Consider the following 15,876-nt stretch of genomic DNA (forward strand, 5'->3'; position numbering starts at 1 on the left):
CTATCGTGGAACTCCGCAGTAGCCATCACCGTCGTACCGAAGGACCCCAGATGACCCGCGTGATCGCCGGCAGCGCCGGCGGGCGACGGCTGACCGTGCCCCCGGGCACCGGCACCCGCCCGACCTCGGACCGGATGCGCGAAGGCCTCTTCTCGACCTGGGAGTCGCTGCACGGCGTCGAGGGGGCCCGGGTGCTCGACCTGTACGCCGGCTCCGGCGCGGTCGGCCTGGAGGCCCTCTCCCGCGGCGCGGACCACGCACTGCTGGTGGAGCCCGAGGCCAAGGCCGCCAAGGCGATCCGGGACAACATCAAGGCGGTGGGCCTGCCCGGCGCCGAGTTCCGGGCGGGCAAGGCGGAGCAGATCGTGGCGGTCCCGGCCGGCGCGGACCCGTACGACGTCGTCTTCCTGGACCCGCCGTACGCCGTCGGCCACGACGATCTTGGCGAGATCCTGCTCACACTCCGCGCCAATGGCTGGCTCACGGACGATGCGCTCGTCACCGTGGAGCGCAGCACGAGGAGCGGGGCCTTCCCGTGGCCCGAGGGCTTCGAGCCGCTGCGCTCCCGCAAGTACGGCGAAGGCACCCTTTGGTACGGTCGCGCCGCCTTCACCAGCGAAGACTCATGATGCCCGCATCGGAGAGCGAGGGACCCAAGTTGCGCCGAGCCGTCTGTCCCGGGTCATTCGACCCCATCACCAACGGACACCTCGACATCATCGGCCGGGCCTCCCGGCTCTACGACGTCGTGCACGTCGCCGTGATGATCAACCAGTCCAAGCAGGGGCTGTTCACCGTCGAGGAGCGGATCGAGCTGATCCGCGAGGCGACCGCCGACTACGGCAACGTCGAGGTGGAGTCCTTCCACGGGCTGCTCGTCGACTTCTGCAAACAGCGCGACATCCCGGCCATCGTCAAGGGCCTGCGCGCGGTCAGCGACTTCGACTACGAGCTCCAGATGGCCCAGATGAACATGGGGCTCTCGGGCGTCGAGACACTGTTCGTGCCGACCAACCCCACCTACAGCTTCCTGTCGTCCTCCCTGGTCAAGGAGGTCGCGGCCTGGGGCGGCGATGTGGCCCACCTGCTGCCGCCGCACGTACACGCGGCGCTGACCGAGCGGCTCGCCGAGCGCTGAGGGACTGACGGGCCGTCAGCCGGTGTCGGGCGTTCGCCCGGTGGCCGTACAGTCGTCCCGTCCGTCTCAGGAACCGCCCGAGGCCGAGAGAGTGCGAGCCCCCATGGACGTGCAGAAGAAGCTCGACGAGATCGTCGCGGCCGTCGGCGGCGCCCGGTCCATGCCCATGTCGGCCTCCTGCGTGATCAACCGCGCCGAGCTGCTCGCCCAGCTCGAAGAGGTGCGCCAGGCGCTGCCCGGCTCGCTCGCGCAGGCGCAGGAGCTCATCGGCGGCCGGGAGCAGATGGTCGAGGACGCCCGCCGCGAGGCGGAGCGGATCATCGACTCGGCGCACGCCCAGCGCGGTTCGCTGATCTCCGACACCGAGGTCGCGCGCCGCTCGCAGGCCGAGGCGGACCGGATCCTGGCGGACGCCCGCAGGGAGGCCGAGGAGATCCGGGCCGAGGCCGACGACTACGTCGACAGCAAGCTCGCGAACTTCGAGGTCGTGCTCACCAAGACCATCGGCTCCGTCGACCGCGGCCGCGAGAAGCTGCTGGGCCGCGGGCCCGGGCTGGACGAGCAGGGCTACGCGGACGCCGAGGCGCCCGAGCGCAGCCACGACCCGGAGACGCAGCGCCGGCAGGCGGACGCGTACGTGGACACCAAGCTCGCGACCTTCGAGGCGGTGCTCTCCAAGACCCTGGAGGCGGTCGGCCGGGGCCGCCAGAAGCTGCTGGGCCGGGTGCCCACGGACGACCTCGGCGCGCACATGGCCGCCCAGGACGCCGCGGGCTCGCAGCAGTCCCGCTCGGCCAGCGACGCGGACTTCCTGGCGGGCCTGGCGGAGCCGGCGGCCCCGATGGTGCCCGCGGCCCCGGCGATCCCGGCGCAGGCGCAGCAGGAGCCCACGTATGACGCGTACGGCTACCAGCAGCCCCAGCAGCAGGACTACGCCTACCAGGACCCCTACGGCTACCAGCAGCAGGTCCAGCAGCCGGATCCGTACGCGGCGCTGGGCTACGACCAGCAGCCGGACCCGTACGCGGCCTACCAGCAGCAGTCGCAGCAGCCGCAGGCCGCGCAGCACCAGCCGCAGCAGCCCGCGCTCGACGAGACCAGCTTCTTCGACACGAGCATGATCAATCTGGACCAGCTGCGCCAGTACGAACAGGGTCGCTGAGGCCGGATTGGGCTCAGAGCGAAGCGCCGGGTATCCTGGCTCTTCGGTCGCGCGTATGCACCGCGATCCATGCTGCCCACAAGTGGCGGAATCTTTGATCTTCAGCGATCTGTGAAAGCAGGAACGGCCCTGAATACCCGCCTCGACCACCGCAACCCCCTCGTGTTCGACACGCACGAGCTGGGTCGGCGTCCTGGTGCCATGCAGCGGCTGTCCCGCGAGATCGCGACCCCGGCGGACTTCGGTCTCGTCGGAGTCATCGGAGTGCCGGAAGGCGCCCCGCTGAAGCTCAGCCTCCGCCTTGAGTCGGTCATGGAAGGGGTGCTTGTCACAGGCACCGCCCGTGCATCGGCCGTGGGGGAGTGCGTAAGGTGTCTGGAGTCCGTCGAGCGCGAGCTCAAGGCGGACTTCCAGGAGATGTTCTCGTACCCTGACGCCGACGACCGGAGCCGCACCAAAGCGGAGCCGGCCGACGACGCCGAGGACGACGAGGACACGCTCTTCCTCGAGGACGGCTTGTTCGACCTCGAACCCGTGCTGCGTGATGTGGTGGTGCTCGCACTGCCCATGCAGCCGGTGTGCCGGGAGGACTGTCTCGGACTGTGCCCCGATTGCGGGCTCAGCCTGAACGACGACCCGGACCACCACCATGACGCCGTCGACATCCGTTGGGCGGCATTGCAGGGACTCGTCGTGACCGATCAGGACGACGAGAAGGACAACATGAGCGGCACTGCCTCTGACGGAGTTCAGGGCGCCGCCGAGAAGCAGGAGAAGTAGCCGTGGCTGTTCCGAAGCGGAAGATGTCGCGCAGCAACACGCGCCACCGCCGGTCGCAGTGGAAGGCTGCGGTCCCCACCCTGGTTTCGTGTGAGCGTTGCCAGGAGCCGAAGCTCCAGCACATCGCGTGCCCGAGCTGCGGCACCTACAACAAGCGCCAGGTCCTCGAGGTCTGAGCGGCTGGTGAGAGGCGCAATGTCTGAGCTGTCCAACGCTGAGAAGCAGGCAGACAGTAACAACGCGGCCTCGTCCCACACGCTTCTGGAAGGGCGGCTCGGGTATCGACTCGAGTCCGCCCTTCTGGTGCGTGCACTGACCCACCGCTCGTACGCGTACGAGAACGGCGGTCTGCCCACCAACGAGCGCCTGGAGTTCCTCGGGGACTCCGTGCTCGGCCTGGTGGTCACGGACACGCTGTACACGACCCACCCCGACCTGCCCGAAGGCCAGCTGGCCAAGCTTCGGGCCGCGGTGGTCAACTCGCGCGCACTGGCGGAGGTCGGGCGCGGCCTCGACCTCGGCTCCTTCATCCGGCTCGGCCGGGGCGAAGAGGGCACGGGTGGCCGGGACAAGGCCTCCATCCTCGCCGACACCCTTGAAGCGGTGATCGGCGCGGTCTACCTCGACCAGGGCCTCGACGCGGCCTCGGAGCTGGTTCACCGGCTCTTCGACCCGCTCATCGAGAAGTCCTCGAACCTCGGGGCCGGCCTGGACTGGAAGACCAGTCTCCAGGAGCTCACGGCGGCCGAAGGCCTCGGCGTACCGGAATACCTGGTCACCGAGACCGGTCCGGACCACGAGAAGACCTTCACCGCTGCTGCCCGCGTCGGTGGTGTCTCGTACGGCACCGGCACCGGCCGCAGCAAGAAGGAAGCGGAACAGCAGGCCGCGGAGTCCGCTTGGCGCGGTATCCGGGCCAAGGCGGACGAGCGGATCGCGGCGGAAGCCGCGGCATCCGCCGCCGCCAAGGTCGCGGTGACGGCTCCGGCCGACACCGGGGCCGAGGCCGTGGCCTCGGCCGAGGACGGCGGGTCGCCGACGCCCGCCGACCCGACGCCGAGCGGCTGAGCTGAACCCTTCCTTCGGGATCCCCCGCCCGCCCCTGCCTCCGTGCAGGGGCGGGCGGACCCGTTTCCGGGCCCGGCGGGGCAGGCCGGTACGCTCGCCGGGAGCGACCAGAACGCACCACGACCGCATCGCCCCCGGAGGACCGCCGTGCCCGAGCTGCCCGAAGTCGAAGTCGTACGGCGGGGCTTGGAGCGCTGGGTGGCCGGCCGGACCGTCGAGGCCGTCGAGGTGCTCCACCCGCGCGCGGTACGCCGCCACCCGGCCGGCGCCGCCGATTTCGCCGCGCGGCTGACGGGCGAGACGATCGGCGTCCCGCAGCGGCGCGGCAAGTACCTGTGGCTGCCCCTGGAGGGGCGGGACCTCTCGGTGCTCGGGCACCTCGGGATGAGCGGACAGCTCCTGGTGCAGCCGCAAGAGGCCGCCGACGAGAAGCACCTGCGCATCCGCGTGCGCTTCGAGGACGCCGCCGGGACCGAGCTCCGCTTCGTCGACCAGCGCACCTTCGGCGGGCTCTCGCTCCACGAGAACACGCCCGACGGGCTGCCCGACGTCATCGCGCACATCGCCCGGGACCCGCTGGACCCCCTCTTCGACGAGGCCGCTTACCATGCGGCGCTGCGCGCCAAGCGGACCACCGTCAAGCGGGCTCTGCTGGACCAGTCGCTGATCAGCGGGGTCGGCAACATCTACGCGGACGAGGCGCTGTGGCGGGCGCGGCTGCACTACGAGCGCGCCACCGCCACGCTGACGCGCCCGCGGAGCGCGGAACTCCTCGGCCACGTCAGGGACGTGATGAACGCGGCGCTCGACGTCGGCGGCACCAGCTTCGACAGCCTGTACGTCAACGTGAACGGCGAGTCCGGCTACTTCGACCGTTCGCTCGACGCCTACGGGCGCGAGGACGAGCCCTGCCGGCGCTGCGGCACCCCGATGCGGCGCCGCCCGTGGATGAACCGGTCCAGCTACTTCTGCCCGCGCTGTCAGCGGCCCCCGCGCGTGGCGTCGTAGGACTCCCGCGCGCCGATGACCCGGGGCATGCTGGCTTCGAGGAAGTGGATGAGCGCGAGCAGCCGGTCGGCGATCTCGACGCCGAGAGGGGTCAGCTCGTAGTCGACGCGGGGCGGGTTCGTCGGCTGTGCCTCGCGGTTGACGATGCCGTCGCGCTCCAGCGCCTGCAGGGTCTGGGAGAGCATTTTCTCGCTCACGCCGTCGACCTTGCGGCGCAGCTCGTTGAAACGGCACGAACCGTCGCGCAGGGCGCCCACCGTGAGGCTGCCCCAGCGGCCCGTGACGTGCTCCAGGGTTTCCCGGGACGGGCACGCGCGCGCGAAGGCGTCGAACGGAAGCTCTGTCTCCATGCCGACCAGCTTAACTCCGTACAGCGCTGACCAGAAGATTGCGCTTTCGGCTGGTAAGCGCCTAGAAGCCGAAGTCCTGGGTCCACCAGGGGCCGCCGGCGGCGACGTACACGCCGACGCCGAGGGTGCGGAACTCGCAGTTGAGGATGTTCGCCTTGTGGCCGGGGCTGTTCATCCAGGCGTTCATGACCGCCTGGGCGTCGCCCTGGCCGCGGGCGATGTTCTCGCCGCCGAGTCCGGAGAGGCCCGCCTTGGTGGCGCGGTCCCACGGGGTGTTCCCGTCGGGGTCGGTGTGGTCGAAGAAGCCGCGGGTGGCCATGTCCTTGCTGAAGGCGGCGGCCAGCGTCGCGAGCGGCGGGTTCGCCCGGACCGGACCGCAGCCGGCCTGCGCGCGCTCCTGGTTGACCAGGGTGAGTACGGCGGTCTCCTCCGCGGAGTGGCCGTCGCCGGGCGTCGGGGCCGGGGCCGGGGGCGGGGTCGGGGTCGGCGGGGCGGGCGGCTTGGGGGCGGCCGTCTTCGGCGGTACCGGCACCGGTACCGGGACCGGCGGCGGGCTCTTCAGCGGCTTCGCCTGCACCTTGGCGGAGGGGGATGCGGAGGCGGTCGGGGTGGGCGAGGCGGAAGGGCTCGCCGAGGCCGAGGGGGAAGGGGAAGGGGAGGCGGACGGCGAGGGGGAGGCCGAGGGTGACGGGCTGCTCGCGTCGGGGCCCGCGGAGGCGCGGCCGGAGAGGTTGGCGAGGCCGCCCCCCTGCTGCTCGGGCACGGGGGCCGGACTCGGCGAGGCCTCGGCCTCGGACTTGGCCTGCGTGTTCGCGGTCGAGCCTTCGGCGCTGACACCGACATAGGGGAAGGAGGTGCCGACCGGAACCATGCCGGTGGTCACCGCCGCCGTACCGAGGACCACGGCCACGGCCCCGCCGAGCAGGGCGGTGCGCACGAGGGTGCGGCGGTTGCCGTCGCGGCCCGGCGCGGCGTGAAGTCGGTGGCGTCCCATCGGCGACGTGCCTTCCTTGAGGCTCAAGATCATCCCTTACTCACCCAAATGGGTGAGTTCACTGGTGCGCGACTGTACGCGATGGGGCGCCGGGGCGATGTGGGGCGAAAGTCTCCGCCCCGTTAGCGTTCACGCATGAATGAAGACGTCCGCATGACCGCGTGGGTGCGCGGCCGTGTACAGGGAGTGGGCTTCCGCTGGTTCACCAGGGCCAATGCACTGGAGATCGGTGGAGTCGTCGGGTTCGCGCTCAACCTCGACGACGGGCGAGTACAGGTGGTGGCCGAAGGTCAACGTGAGAATTGCCACCGGCTGCTCGACTGGCTGCGCTCTGCCGACACGCCCGGGAGGGTGGACGGAGTGACAGAGATCTGGGGCACACCGCGCGGTGGCTACGACGGGTTCGCGATCCGCTGAGCGATCGGCTGATCATGTACTGATCACATCTCCGGACGGTCCGCACCCGGCCGGATCTGCGCGTTCCGCTCCCGACGCGTTGCCGGACGCGGTGTTCCGTGGAAGGGTCGAAGCAGCGGACGATCTCCACGTCCCTTGGGAGAGCCGGGCTGCCCGCCGATACGGGGCGTGATCGTGTTGACCGTCAAACTTTTTGGTGAGACGCTGGAAGCCCCGCGCACCTGAGCTGTTTGGCAGTGCTGGCACTAGTAAGCGCAGTGACTGACAGTCGCTGCCGGACATCCGCGGGTGCGATTCCCTCACGACCCACACCGCTTCGGTCGGTCACTCAGTGTGGAGGACCATCCATCATGGCAAAGGCGCTTCTCGGTTACGTCGGCGGTTCCGATCCGCGACTCCTCGCCGAGATGCGACGGCTTCAGCAGCGCGTCCAGGACCTCGAGTCCGAGCTCGTACGGATTCAGTCCGAAAATGACGCGCTGAACGCGGCCGCCGCTCAGCACGGAGACTCGCTGCTGGACCGCATCGACATCGACGTACCCCAGGCGGAGCCTGCGCTCACCTGATCCGCGCTCTATTCGTCGCTTCGACTCCAGCCCCGCATGATCTGCAAGGGACGCTTCGGCGTCCCTTCTTTCTTGGCCGCCCCGGCCGCCGGCCGCGTCAGTGGTCCACGAGCGCGTTGGGCCAGGTGGGGGGGCGATTCCTTTAGCGTCAGTTGTGCCCTGCACCTTCATGGGTGAAACCGAACGTGAAAGGTAGAGTCCGGCGGCGTGCACCTCAAGTCCCTGACCCTGCGTGGCTTCAAGTCCTTCGCCTCCGCAACCACCCTGCGCTTCGAGCCCGGCATCACGTGTGTCGTGGGCCCCAACGGCTCGGGCAAGTCCAATGTGGTGGACGCGCTGTCCTGGGTCATGGGGGAGCAGGGCGCCAAATCCCTGCGCGGCGGCAAGATGGAGGACGTCATCTTCGCCGGCACCACCGGGCGGCCGCCGCTCGGGCGAGCCGAGGTGTCACTGACCATCGACAACTCCGACGGCGCCCTGCCGATCGAGTATGCCGAGGTCACGATCACGCGCATCATGTTCCGTGGCGGCAGCAGCGAGTACCAGATCAACGGGGACACCTGCCGGCTGCTCGACATCCAGGAACTGCTCTCCGACTCGGGCATCGGCCGCGAGATGCACGTCATCGTCGGCCAGGGCCAGCTGGACTCCGTCCTGCACGCCGATCCGATGGGCCGGCGCGCCTTCATCGAGGAGGCGGCCGGCGTTCTCAAGCACCGCAAGCGCAAAGAGAAGGCGCTGCGGAAGCTGGACGCGATGCAGGCCAACCTCGCGCGCGTACAGGACCTCAACGAGGAACTGCGGCGCCAGCTGAAGCCGCTGGGGCGGCAGGCCGCCGTCGCCCGGCGGGCGGCCGTCATCCAGGCCGACCTGCGCGATGCGCGGCTGCGGCTGCTCGCCGACGACCTGGTGACGCTGCGGGGCGCGCTCGACGCGGAGGTCGCGGACGAGGCGGCGCTGAAGGAGCGCAAGGAGGCGGCCGAGGCACAGCTCGCGCAGGCCCTTCGGAGCGAGGCGGAGCTTGAGGAAACGGTGCGGCAGTTGACGCCGCGGCTCCAGCGGGCGCAACAGACCTGGTACGAGCTGTCGCAGCTGGCCGAGCGGGTACGGGGGACTGCGTCCCTGGCCGACGCGCGGGTCAAGTCGGCCTCGGCCGCGGCCCCGGAGGAGGAGCGGCGCGGCCGCGATCCGGAGGACATGGAGCGGGAGGCCGCGCGCATCCGCGAGCAGGAGGCGGAGCTGACGGCGGCGCTGGAGGCGGCGTCGCGGGCGTTGGAGGACACCGTCGAGCACCGGGCGGAGCTGGAGCGGTCGCTGGCCGCGGAGGAGCGGCGGCTGCGGGACGCGGCGCGGGCCATCGCCGATCGGCGCGAGGGGCTGGCGCGGCTGAAGGGGCGGCTGGGCGCGGCCCGGTCCCGGGCCGGGGCGGCGCAGGCGGAGATCGACCGGCTGGTGGCGGCGCGGGACGCGGCCGAGTCCAGGGCCGGGGCCGCCCAGGCGGAGTACGAGACGCTGGCCGAGGAGGTCGGCGGGCTCGAAGACCCGGCGGTGGACGAGGAGTACGCGGCGGCGCGGGCGGAGCTCGCGGCGGCGGAGGCCGCGCTGGCGCAGGCGCGGGACGCGGTGGCGGCCGCGGAGAAGTCGCGGGCGGCGGTGTCGGCGCGGCGGGACGCGCTGGCGCTCGGGCTGCGGAGGAAGGACGGCACGGGGGCGCTGCTCGCCGCGCGGGAGCGGTTGGCGGGGCTGCTGGGGCCGGCGGCGGAGCGGCTGTCGGTGACCCCGGGGTACGAGGTCGCGGTGGCGGCGGCGCTGGGCGCGGCGGCGGATGCGCTGGCGGTGTCCTCGCCGGGTGCGGCGGCCGCCGCCATCCGGTATCTGAGGGCCGCGGACGCGGGCCGGGCCACCCTCCTGATCACGCACGCACCGACCGGGATCCCGATCCCGGGCCAGGCCGATCCCGACGCGGAGGCCCAGCCCCAGGCGGGTGCGCCGTCGGGGATCCCCTTCCCGGGCCAGGCTGCCACCGGCGTCGATGCCGCCCCTTCCCGAAACCAGGGCTACGCCCCGGATCCCGCGCCTCGAACGCCGGCGGGGCCGGAAGGGCCTGACGGGGGCTCCGCCCCGGACCCCGGTGCTCAGGCGTCGGCGTTGCCCGCCGCGGGGGGCGTGTCGGCGCCGGCGTCTGCCGTTGCCGCCGGCAGTGTCGTGCCCGCCGGGGGGTTGGCGCAGGGGGATGCCGCCCTGCTGCGGGCCGTGGGGTGGGTGTTGCGGGAGTACGTCGTCGTCGAGGGGCTCGACGAGGCCGAGCGGGTGGTCGGTGCGCGGCCCGATCTCGTTGCCGTGACCCTGGACGGGGACGTGCTCGGTGCGCACCTCGCGCACGGCGGTTCCGCCGGCGCTCCCAGTCTGATCGAGGTGCAGGCCGCCGTCGACGAGGCGGATGAGGAGCTCGTTCGGCTGGACGCCGAGTGCGCGGAATGCGGCTCGGCGCGTGACCGGACGCACGCGCTGCGGCGGGAGCTCGCGGCGCGGGTCGAGGAGATCGGCGAGCGGCGGCGGGCCGGGGAGCAGGCCCGGGCCGGGGTGGCGCAGCAGCTGGGGCGCCTCGCCGGGCAGGCGAAGGGCGCCGCGGGCGAGGCCGAGCGCAGTGCCGCCGCCGCGGCCAAGGCCCAGGACGCGCTGGAGCAGGCGCTGGCCGAGGTCGAGGAGTGCGCCGAACGGCTCGCCGTCGCCGAGGAGAACGACCCCCTGGGGGACGGTGGTGCGGGGGAGCCGGACACCGCCGTGCGGGACCGGCTCGCCGCCGACGGGGCCAACGCCCGCCAGACCGAGATGGAAGCCCGGCTCCAGCTCAGGACCCACGAAGAGCGCGTCAAGGGGCTGGCCGGGCGCGCCGATTCCCTGGACCGCGGCGCCCGCGCCGAACGCGAGGCCCGCGCCCGCGCCGAACGCCGCCGGGCCCGGCTGCGCCACGAGGCCGAGGTGGCCCGCGCCGTCGCCGACGGAGCCCGGCAGCTCCTCGCGCACCTGGAGGTCTCGCTGCGCCGGGCCGAGCAGGAGCGCGCCGCCGCCGAGTACGCCAAGGGCCTGCGCGAACGGGAACTCGGCCAGGCCCGGACACGCGGCCGCGACCTCAAGGGCGAGCTCGACAAGCTCACCGACTCCGTGCACCGCGGTGAGGTGCTCGGCGCCGAGAAGCGGCTGCGCATCGAGCAGGTGGAGTCGCGTGCGCTGGAGGAGTTCGGGATGGGGGCGGCGAGCCTCGTCGCCGAGTACGGGCCGGACCAGCCCGTACCGCCGAGCCCGCCGGCCGAGGGGGAGGACCCGGACGCCGACGCCGAGCCGGGGCCCTTCGTACGGGCCCGGCAGGAGAAGCGGCTGAAGGCGGCCGAGCGCGCGTACCAGCAGCTCGGCAAGGTCAACCCGCTCGCCCTGGAGGAGTTCGCGGCGCTGGAGGAGCGTCACCGCTTCCTCAGCGAGCAGTTGGAGGATCTGCGCAAGACCCGGGCCGATCTCCTTCAGGTGGTGAAGGAAGTCGACGAGCGCGTCGAGCAGGTGTTCACCGAGGCCTACCGCGACACGGCCCGGCAGTTCGAGGGGGTGTTCTCGCGGCTGTTCCCCGGCGGCGAGGGCCGGCTGATCCTGACCGACCCCGACAACATGCTCACCACCGGCGTGGACGTGGAGGCCCGCCCGCCGGGCAAGAAGGTCAAGCGGCTCTCGCTGCTCTCCGGCGGCGAGCGCTCGCTGACCGCCGTCGCCCTGCTGGTGTCCATCTTCAAGGCCCGGCCCAGCCCGTTCTACGTGATGGACGAGGTCGAGGCCGCCCTCGACGACACCAACCTGCAGCGGCTGATCCGGATCATGGAGGAACTCCAGGAGAGCTCGCAGCTGATCGTGATCACCCACCAGAAGCGGACGATGGAGGTCGCCGACGCGCTGTACGGCGTCTCCATGCAGGGCGACGGCGTCTCCAAGGTCATCAGCCAGCGGCTCCGCTGACCTACCCGCCCGCCTTCCCTTCGAGAAGTGAACACCATGTGCCGGACTGTGCCCGAACCTTCTGATCACATGTGAACTTCTCCCACCCTATTGACTTCAAGAAATGAACACATAGGCTCGCTCCCGCTGCCTTTCCCTTCGGGTGGTGCCGGATCTTCAGCTGTGCGCCACTGGAAGGAACCACCCCCACCCAGCCCGTCACCGCAGCCGGGCACCCGCAGGAGCACACCTTGACCAGCAGCACAGCGCAGGCGCCGGTGCCGGGCGGCGGCGGCCGGGCCGCCCACCCCGACCACCTCGGGCACGTCATCTTCATCGCCGCCGCGGCCGCCATGGGCGGCTTCCTCTTCGGCTACGACAGCTCGGTCATCAACGGCGCGGTCGTCGCCATCCGCGAGCGGTTCGACGTCGGTTCGGCCGTACTCGCCCAGGTGATCGCCGCCGCGCTGATCGGCTGCGCGCTCGGTGCGGCCACCGCCGGCCGCATGGCTGACCGGATCGGCCGTATCCGCTGCATGCAGATCGCCGCGGTCCTGTTCACCGCGAGCGCGATCGGCTCGGCCCTCCCCTTCGCCCTCTGGGACCTCGCCTTCTGGCGCGTCGTCGGCGGCTTCGGCATCGGCATGGCCTCCGTCATCGGCCCCGCCTACATCGCCGAGGTCTCCCCGGCCGCCTACCGCGGTCGGCTCGCCTCGTTCCAGCAGGCCGCGATCGTCATCGGCATCGCCGTCTCCCAGCTCGTCAACTGGGGGATCCTGAACCTCGCCGACGGCGACCAGCGCGGGGAGATCGGCGGCCTCGAAGCCTGGCAGTGGATGCTCGGCGTCATGGTCGTCCCGGCCGTGCTCTACGGGCTGATGTCCTTCGTCATCCCGGAGTCCCCTCGCTTCCTCGTCTCCGTCGGTCGTACCGACGACGCCAAGAAGGTGCTGACCGAGGTCGAGGGCTCGAAGATCGACCTGGACGGGCGCGTCGCCGAGATCGAGCACGCCATGCGCTCCGAGCACAAGTCCACCTTCAAGGACCTGCTCGGCGGCCGCTTCGGCTTCCTGCCCATCGTCTGGATCGGCATCGGCCTGTCCGTCTTCCAGCAGCTCGTCGGCATCAACGTGATCTTCTACTACAGCTCCTCGCTGTGGCAGTCGGTCGGCATCGACCCGAGCTCCTCCTTCCTGTACTCCTTCGAGACCTCCGTCGTGAACATCATCGGCACGGTGATCGCGATGATCTTCGTCGACCGGATCGGCCGCAAGCCCCTCGCGCTCATCGGCTCGGTCGGCATGGCGATCTCCCTGGGCCTCGCCGCCTGGGCCTTCTCCTACAAGGACACCAGCGGCGGCGACATCGCACTGCCGCACACCCAGGGACTCGTCGCCCTCATCGCCGCCAACTGCTTCGTCCTCTTCTTCGCCCTGTCCTGGGGCGTGGTGGTCTGGGTGCTGCTCGGCGAGATGTTCCCCGGACGCATCCGCGCCGCCGCCCTCGGCGTGGCGGCCGCCGCCCAGTGGATCGCCAACTGGGTCATCACCGTCTCGTTCCCGTCGCTGTCGGACTGGAACCTGTCCGGCGCGTACGTCATTTACTCGATCTTCGCCGCGCTCTCGATCCCGTTCATCCTCAGGTGGGTGCCGGAGACCAAGGGCAAGGCGTTGGAGGAGATGGGGTAACCACCCCCGCCAACACCCCCTCTCCTCTTACGGCAGGTGCTGCCCCCGCTCAGTCCTTGAGCCGGGGCAGCACCTGTTCGCACAAAAGGTGCAGGCTGCGCCAGCCCTCGTCCAGCGGCATCCCGCCGCACAGCGGGTGCAGCACCAGGTTCCCCGCCTCGCCCGCGCCCCGGGCGTACGCGACCGCCTCGTCCGGGGTCAGCACCCGGTACACGCCCTCCGCACGCAGCTCCGCCACCGTGCGCGCGGCCGACCGTACGGCGCTGCGGATGTCCTTCGACTGCCACGAGGCGTACATGCCCGCCTCGTGCAGGAAGCGGTCGCCGTACTCGGCCCAGACCCGGTCCGGGTCCTCCGCGATGTGCAGCAGCGGCGTCTCGGCCGCGGGCATCATGCAGAAGCCCTCCGTCCCGTGCTCCGCGAGCTGCGCCTGGTAGTACGCCTCCAGCTCCGGCAGGTGCGCGCTGGGGAAGAACGGCAGCCCGAGCCGGGCCGCACGCCGGGCCGCGGCCTTGGAGCTGCCGCCGACCAGGAGCATCGGGTGCGGCTGCGTGAAGGGCCGCGGGGTGACCCGTACGGTACGGCCGCGGTACTCGAACGGCTCGCCGGTCCACGCCCGCAGCAGGGTCTCCAGCAGCTCGTCCTGGAGCCGGCCGCGCCGGCCCCACTCGACGCCGTGCTGCTCGTACTCCTCGGGCCGGTAGCCGATGCCCGCGACCGTGACGAGACGGCCGCCGCTCAGCAGGTCGAGGACCGCGATGTCCTCCGCCACCTTCAGCGGGTCGTACAGAGGGCCGATGATCGCCGAGACGGTGACCGCGATCCGGCGGGTGGCGCCGAAGACCGCGCCCGCGAAGGCGAACGGCGAGGGCAGCCAGTTGTTGGCGGCGCCGTGGTGCTCCTCGGTCTGGATCGTGTCGATGCCGCGGTCGTCCGCGTACCTCGCCATCTCCAGCGCGGCCTTGTAACGGGCGGAGAGGGTCTCGGGGGTGCCGTTCGGGTCGACGAGATTGAACCGGGCCACGGTGATGGGCATGGAGAAGTCCCCCTTCGCCGGATGTGGGTGCGCGGGCGAAGGGGGACGTTAGCTGACGCAGCGTCAGTTGGACAGGGATCCGGCGGAGGTGAGCGCGGGCTCCTCGGCCTCGGCCCCGGCCGCGGGAGCAGCCGGAGCCGCCGTGCGCGGCAGTACGGCGTACAGCGCGCCGGAAGTGACGATGCCGGCCGCCCAGCCCAGGCCGTTCTGCCCGATCCAGGTGCCGGCGAGCGGTCCGGCGAACCAGTCGACCTTGGTGAAGAGCAGCCCCACGACCAGGGCCAGGCCCCACGCGGTCATGGCCTGCCAGGCGTACCCGCCCCGGTACCAGTAGGCGCTGGTGCGGGTGGTGTCCAGCAACGCGGCGCCGTCGTACGAGGTCCGCCGCAGCATGTCGACGCCGAAGACGCCGATCCACGCGGAGAACGCCACGGCCAGCAGCGTCAGGAAGGAGATGAACGAGCCGAAGAAGCTGGTCGCGACCACCATCAGCAGGAAGCCGAAGACCAGGCTGATGACGGCGTTGACGCTGACGGCCGCCGCGCGCGGGACCTTGATGCCGAGGGTCTGCGCCGTGAAGCCGGCCGAGTACATGGACATCGAGTTGATCAGCAGCATGCCGACGAGCGCGATCAGCAGGTACGGCACCGCGATCCAGGCGGGCAGCAGATTGCCGATGAAGGAGACCGGGTCCTGGGCCGTGGCCAGGTCCGGGGTGCCGACCGCCATGACCGCGCCCATGAGCACCATCGGGATCACGACGACGGCCGCGCCGCCGATCGTCGCGCCGACCATGCCCTTGGCGGAGGCCGTACGCGGCAGGTAGCGGGTGAAGTCCGGGCCGGACGGGACCCAGCTGATGCCGCCCGCGGCGATGGTGCCGATGCCGGCGATCATCATCGCCGTCGAGCCGGCCGGCTTGTCGAAGACGGCGGACCAGTCGGTCTCCGCGACCAGATAGCCGAGCACGAGCACGCTGAAGGCGCCGAAGAGGTACGTCGACCAGGTCGAGCACACGCGCAGCGCGCTGATGCCGAGGCCGGACACCAGGAAGGTGCAGCCGACGAAGAGCAGCAGGGTGACCAGGATCAGGACGGTGTTCTTCCGCACGCCGAACAGCAGGTCCAGCACGGTGAGCATGGCGAAGGCGCCGCTGACCGCGTTGATGGTCTCCCAGCCCCAGCGGGCGACCCAGATCAGGGCGCCGGGGAAGAGGTTGCCGCGCTGGCCGAACACGGCCCGCGAGAGCGCCATGCCGGGGGCGCCGCCGCGCTTCCCGGCGATCGAGATCAGCCCGACGATCCCGTACGAGACGACCGGAGCGGCGATCGCGACGACCAGCACCTGCCAGATGTTGAGCTTGTTGAAGATGACCAGGCCGGCGCCCATGGTCAGCAGCAGCACGCTGATGTTGGCGGCGACCCAGGTCGGCACGAGCTCGCGGACCCGGCCGCTGCGCTCGCTGTCCGGGACGGGCTCCAGGCCGCGGGTCTCCACCGAGGTCTCGGCCGAGGTCGGGGCGGAGGTCTCGGTCGGCGTCGGTATCGCGCCGTCGGCGGGCTCGGCAGGCATGCGGTACTCCGGTGGGCAGGGCGTACGGGTAAGTCGCCCATCATCGTAGATGTGCCGCCAAGTCCACAAATAGAGGCTTACGGCCCGGCCGGAACCGCGGAGACGGGGGTCCGGGG

At 71.4% G+C, this 15,876-nt stretch carries 15 protein-coding genes; 11 read left to right on the forward strand and 4 right to left on the reverse strand.

Going from position 1 to position 15,876, the window contains the following annotated elements:
- Window positions 1-50 precede the first annotated feature (50 nt).
- The 7 genes from rsmD (at window position 51) to mutM (ending at window position 5,156) form a co-directional block, all read left to right on the forward strand.
- On the forward strand, window positions 51-629 hold the full coding sequence (rsmD, locus tag OG509_RS26860) for a 16S rRNA (guanine(966)-N(2))-methyltransferase RsmD (protein ID WP_406185081.1): 579 nt from the start codon (window positions 51-53) through the stop codon (window positions 627-629).
- Window positions 630-658: 29 nt separating this feature from the next.
- Window positions 659-1,138: a pantetheine-phosphate adenylyltransferase gene (coaD, locus tag OG509_RS26865; RefSeq protein ID WP_208328977.1), complete on the forward strand. Its 480-nt coding sequence runs from the start codon at window positions 659-661 to the stop codon at window positions 1,136-1,138.
- Between the two features lie 103 nt (window positions 1,139-1,241).
- Window positions 1,242-2,300 (forward strand): cell division initiation protein, encoded by a 1,059-nt coding sequence (locus OG509_RS26870; protein WP_406185082.1) that lies wholly within the window; start codon window positions 1,242-1,244, stop codon window positions 2,298-2,300.
- Between the two features lie 69 nt (window positions 2,301-2,369).
- Window positions 2,370-3,080: a YceD family protein gene (locus tag OG509_RS26875; RefSeq protein ID WP_387282428.1), complete on the forward strand. Its 711-nt coding sequence runs from the start codon at window positions 2,370-2,372 to the stop codon at window positions 3,078-3,080.
- A 2-nt stretch (window positions 3,081-3,082) separates the two neighbouring features.
- Window positions 3,083-3,256, forward strand: coding sequence for a 50S ribosomal protein L32 (gene rpmF, locus OG509_RS26880; RefSeq protein ID WP_003965982.1), 174 nt, complete (start codon window positions 3,083-3,085; stop codon window positions 3,254-3,256).
- Between the two features lie 19 nt (window positions 3,257-3,275).
- Window positions 3,276-4,148, forward strand: coding sequence for a ribonuclease III (gene rnc, locus OG509_RS26885; protein WP_406185083.1), 873 nt, complete (start codon window positions 3,276-3,278; stop codon window positions 4,146-4,148).
- 147 nt (window positions 4,149-4,295) lie between these two features.
- On the forward strand, window positions 4,296-5,156 hold the full coding sequence (mutM, locus tag OG509_RS26890; RefSeq protein WP_406185084.1) for a bifunctional DNA-formamidopyrimidine glycosylase/DNA-(apurinic or apyrimidinic site) lyase: 861 nt from the start codon (window positions 4,296-4,298) through the stop codon (window positions 5,154-5,156).
- On the opposite strand, the gene OG509_RS26895 is transcribed toward mutM, so the two are convergent.
- Both OG509_RS26895 and OG509_RS26900 read right to left on the reverse strand, forming a co-directional pair.
- Window positions 5,129-5,506: a winged helix-turn-helix transcriptional regulator gene (locus OG509_RS26895; RefSeq protein WP_403724013.1), complete on the reverse strand. Its 378-nt coding sequence runs from the start codon at window positions 5,504-5,506 to the stop codon at window positions 5,129-5,131. The two genes, mutM and OG509_RS26895, sit on opposite strands and share 28 nt — an antisense overlap.
- A gap of 61 nt (window positions 5,507-5,567) precedes the next feature.
- Window positions 5,568-6,500, reverse strand: a complete 933-nt coding sequence (locus tag OG509_RS26900; protein WP_406185085.1) for a CAP domain-containing protein — start codon at window positions 6,498-6,500, stop codon at window positions 5,568-5,570.
- Window positions 6,501-6,635: 135 nt separating this feature from the next.
- Here OG509_RS26900 and OG509_RS26905 point away from each other — a divergent pair, with 135 nt between their 5' ends.
- The 4 genes from OG509_RS26905 (at window position 6,636) to OG509_RS26920 (ending at window position 13,152) form a co-directional block, all read left to right on the forward strand.
- On the forward strand, window positions 6,636-6,917 hold the full coding sequence (locus tag OG509_RS26905; protein ID WP_053691075.1) for an acylphosphatase: 282 nt from the start codon (window positions 6,636-6,638) through the stop codon (window positions 6,915-6,917).
- A gap of 350 nt (window positions 6,918-7,267) precedes the next feature.
- A complete protein-coding gene (locus OG509_RS26910) occupies window positions 7,268-7,483 on the forward strand; it encodes a hypothetical protein (RefSeq protein WP_030162422.1) in 216 nt (71 codons plus the stop codon).
- Window positions 7,484-7,690: 207 nt separating this feature from the next.
- The gene (locus OG509_RS26915; protein WP_406185086.1) at window positions 7,691-11,485 is read left to right on the forward strand and encodes an AAA family ATPase; all 3,795 of its coding nucleotides are present in this window, start codon (window positions 7,691-7,693) and stop codon (window positions 11,483-11,485) included.
- A gap of 230 nt (window positions 11,486-11,715) precedes the next feature.
- Window positions 11,716-13,152, forward strand: a complete 1,437-nt coding sequence (locus OG509_RS26920) for a sugar porter family MFS transporter (protein ID WP_406185088.1) — start codon at window positions 11,716-11,718, stop codon at window positions 13,150-13,152.
- Window positions 13,153-13,201: 49 nt separating this feature from the next.
- Here OG509_RS26920 and OG509_RS26925 read toward each other — a convergent pair whose 3' ends face one another.
- Entirely contained in the window at window positions 13,202-14,188 is a 987-nt protein-coding gene (locus OG509_RS26925; RefSeq protein ID WP_406185089.1) for an LLM class flavin-dependent oxidoreductase, read from the reverse strand.
- A 63-nt stretch (window positions 14,189-14,251) separates the two neighbouring features.
- The gene (locus OG509_RS26930) at window positions 14,252-15,760 is read right to left on the reverse strand and encodes a cytosine permease (RefSeq protein ID WP_406185091.1); all 1,509 of its coding nucleotides are present in this window, start codon (window positions 15,758-15,760) and stop codon (window positions 14,252-14,254) included.
- Between the last annotated feature and the right edge of the window lie 116 nt (window positions 15,761-15,876).

It is taken from the genome of Streptomyces sp. NBC_01006 (assembly GCF_045162725.1).
Taxonomy (GTDB): Bacteria; Actinomycetota; Actinomycetes; order Streptomycetales; family Streptomycetaceae; genus Streptomyces.

What these genes read in the sequence shown, in the direction of transcription:
- OG509_RS26925 (WP_406185089.1), bottom strand. Translation starts at nt 14,188, where the DNA reads ATGCCCATCACCGTGGCCCGGTTCAATCTCGTCGACCCGAACGGCACC.
- OG509_RS26870 (WP_406185082.1), top strand. Translation starts at nt 1,242, where the DNA reads ATGGACGTGCAGAAGAAGCTCGACGAGATCGTCGCGGCCGTCGGCGGC.
- OG509_RS26875 (WP_387282428.1), top strand. Translation starts at nt 2,370, where the DNA reads ATGCTGCCCACAAGTGGCGGAATCTTTGATCTTCAGCGATCTGTGAAA.
- rnc (WP_406185083.1), top strand. Translation starts at nt 3,276, where the DNA reads ATGTCTGAGCTGTCCAACGCTGAGAAGCAGGCAGACAGTAACAACGCG.
- OG509_RS26900 (WP_406185085.1), bottom strand. Translation starts at nt 6,500, where the DNA reads ATGGGACGCCACCGACTTCACGCCGCGCCGGGCCGCGACGGCAACCGC.
- rsmD (WP_406185081.1), top strand. Translation starts at nt 51, where the DNA reads ATGACCCGCGTGATCGCCGGCAGCGCCGGCGGGCGACGGCTGACCGTG.
- OG509_RS26905 (WP_053691075.1), top strand. Translation starts at nt 6,636, where the DNA reads ATGAATGAAGACGTCCGCATGACCGCGTGGGTGCGCGGCCGTGTACAG.
- OG509_RS26895 (WP_403724013.1), bottom strand. Translation starts at nt 5,506, where the DNA reads ATGGAGACAGAGCTTCCGTTCGACGCCTTCGCGCGCGCGTGCCCGTCC.
- OG509_RS26930 (WP_406185091.1), bottom strand. Translation starts at nt 15,760, where the DNA reads ATGCCTGCCGAGCCCGCCGACGGCGCGATACCGACGCCGACCGAGACC.
- OG509_RS26910 (WP_030162422.1), top strand. Translation starts at nt 7,268, where the DNA reads ATGGCAAAGGCGCTTCTCGGTTACGTCGGCGGTTCCGATCCGCGACTC.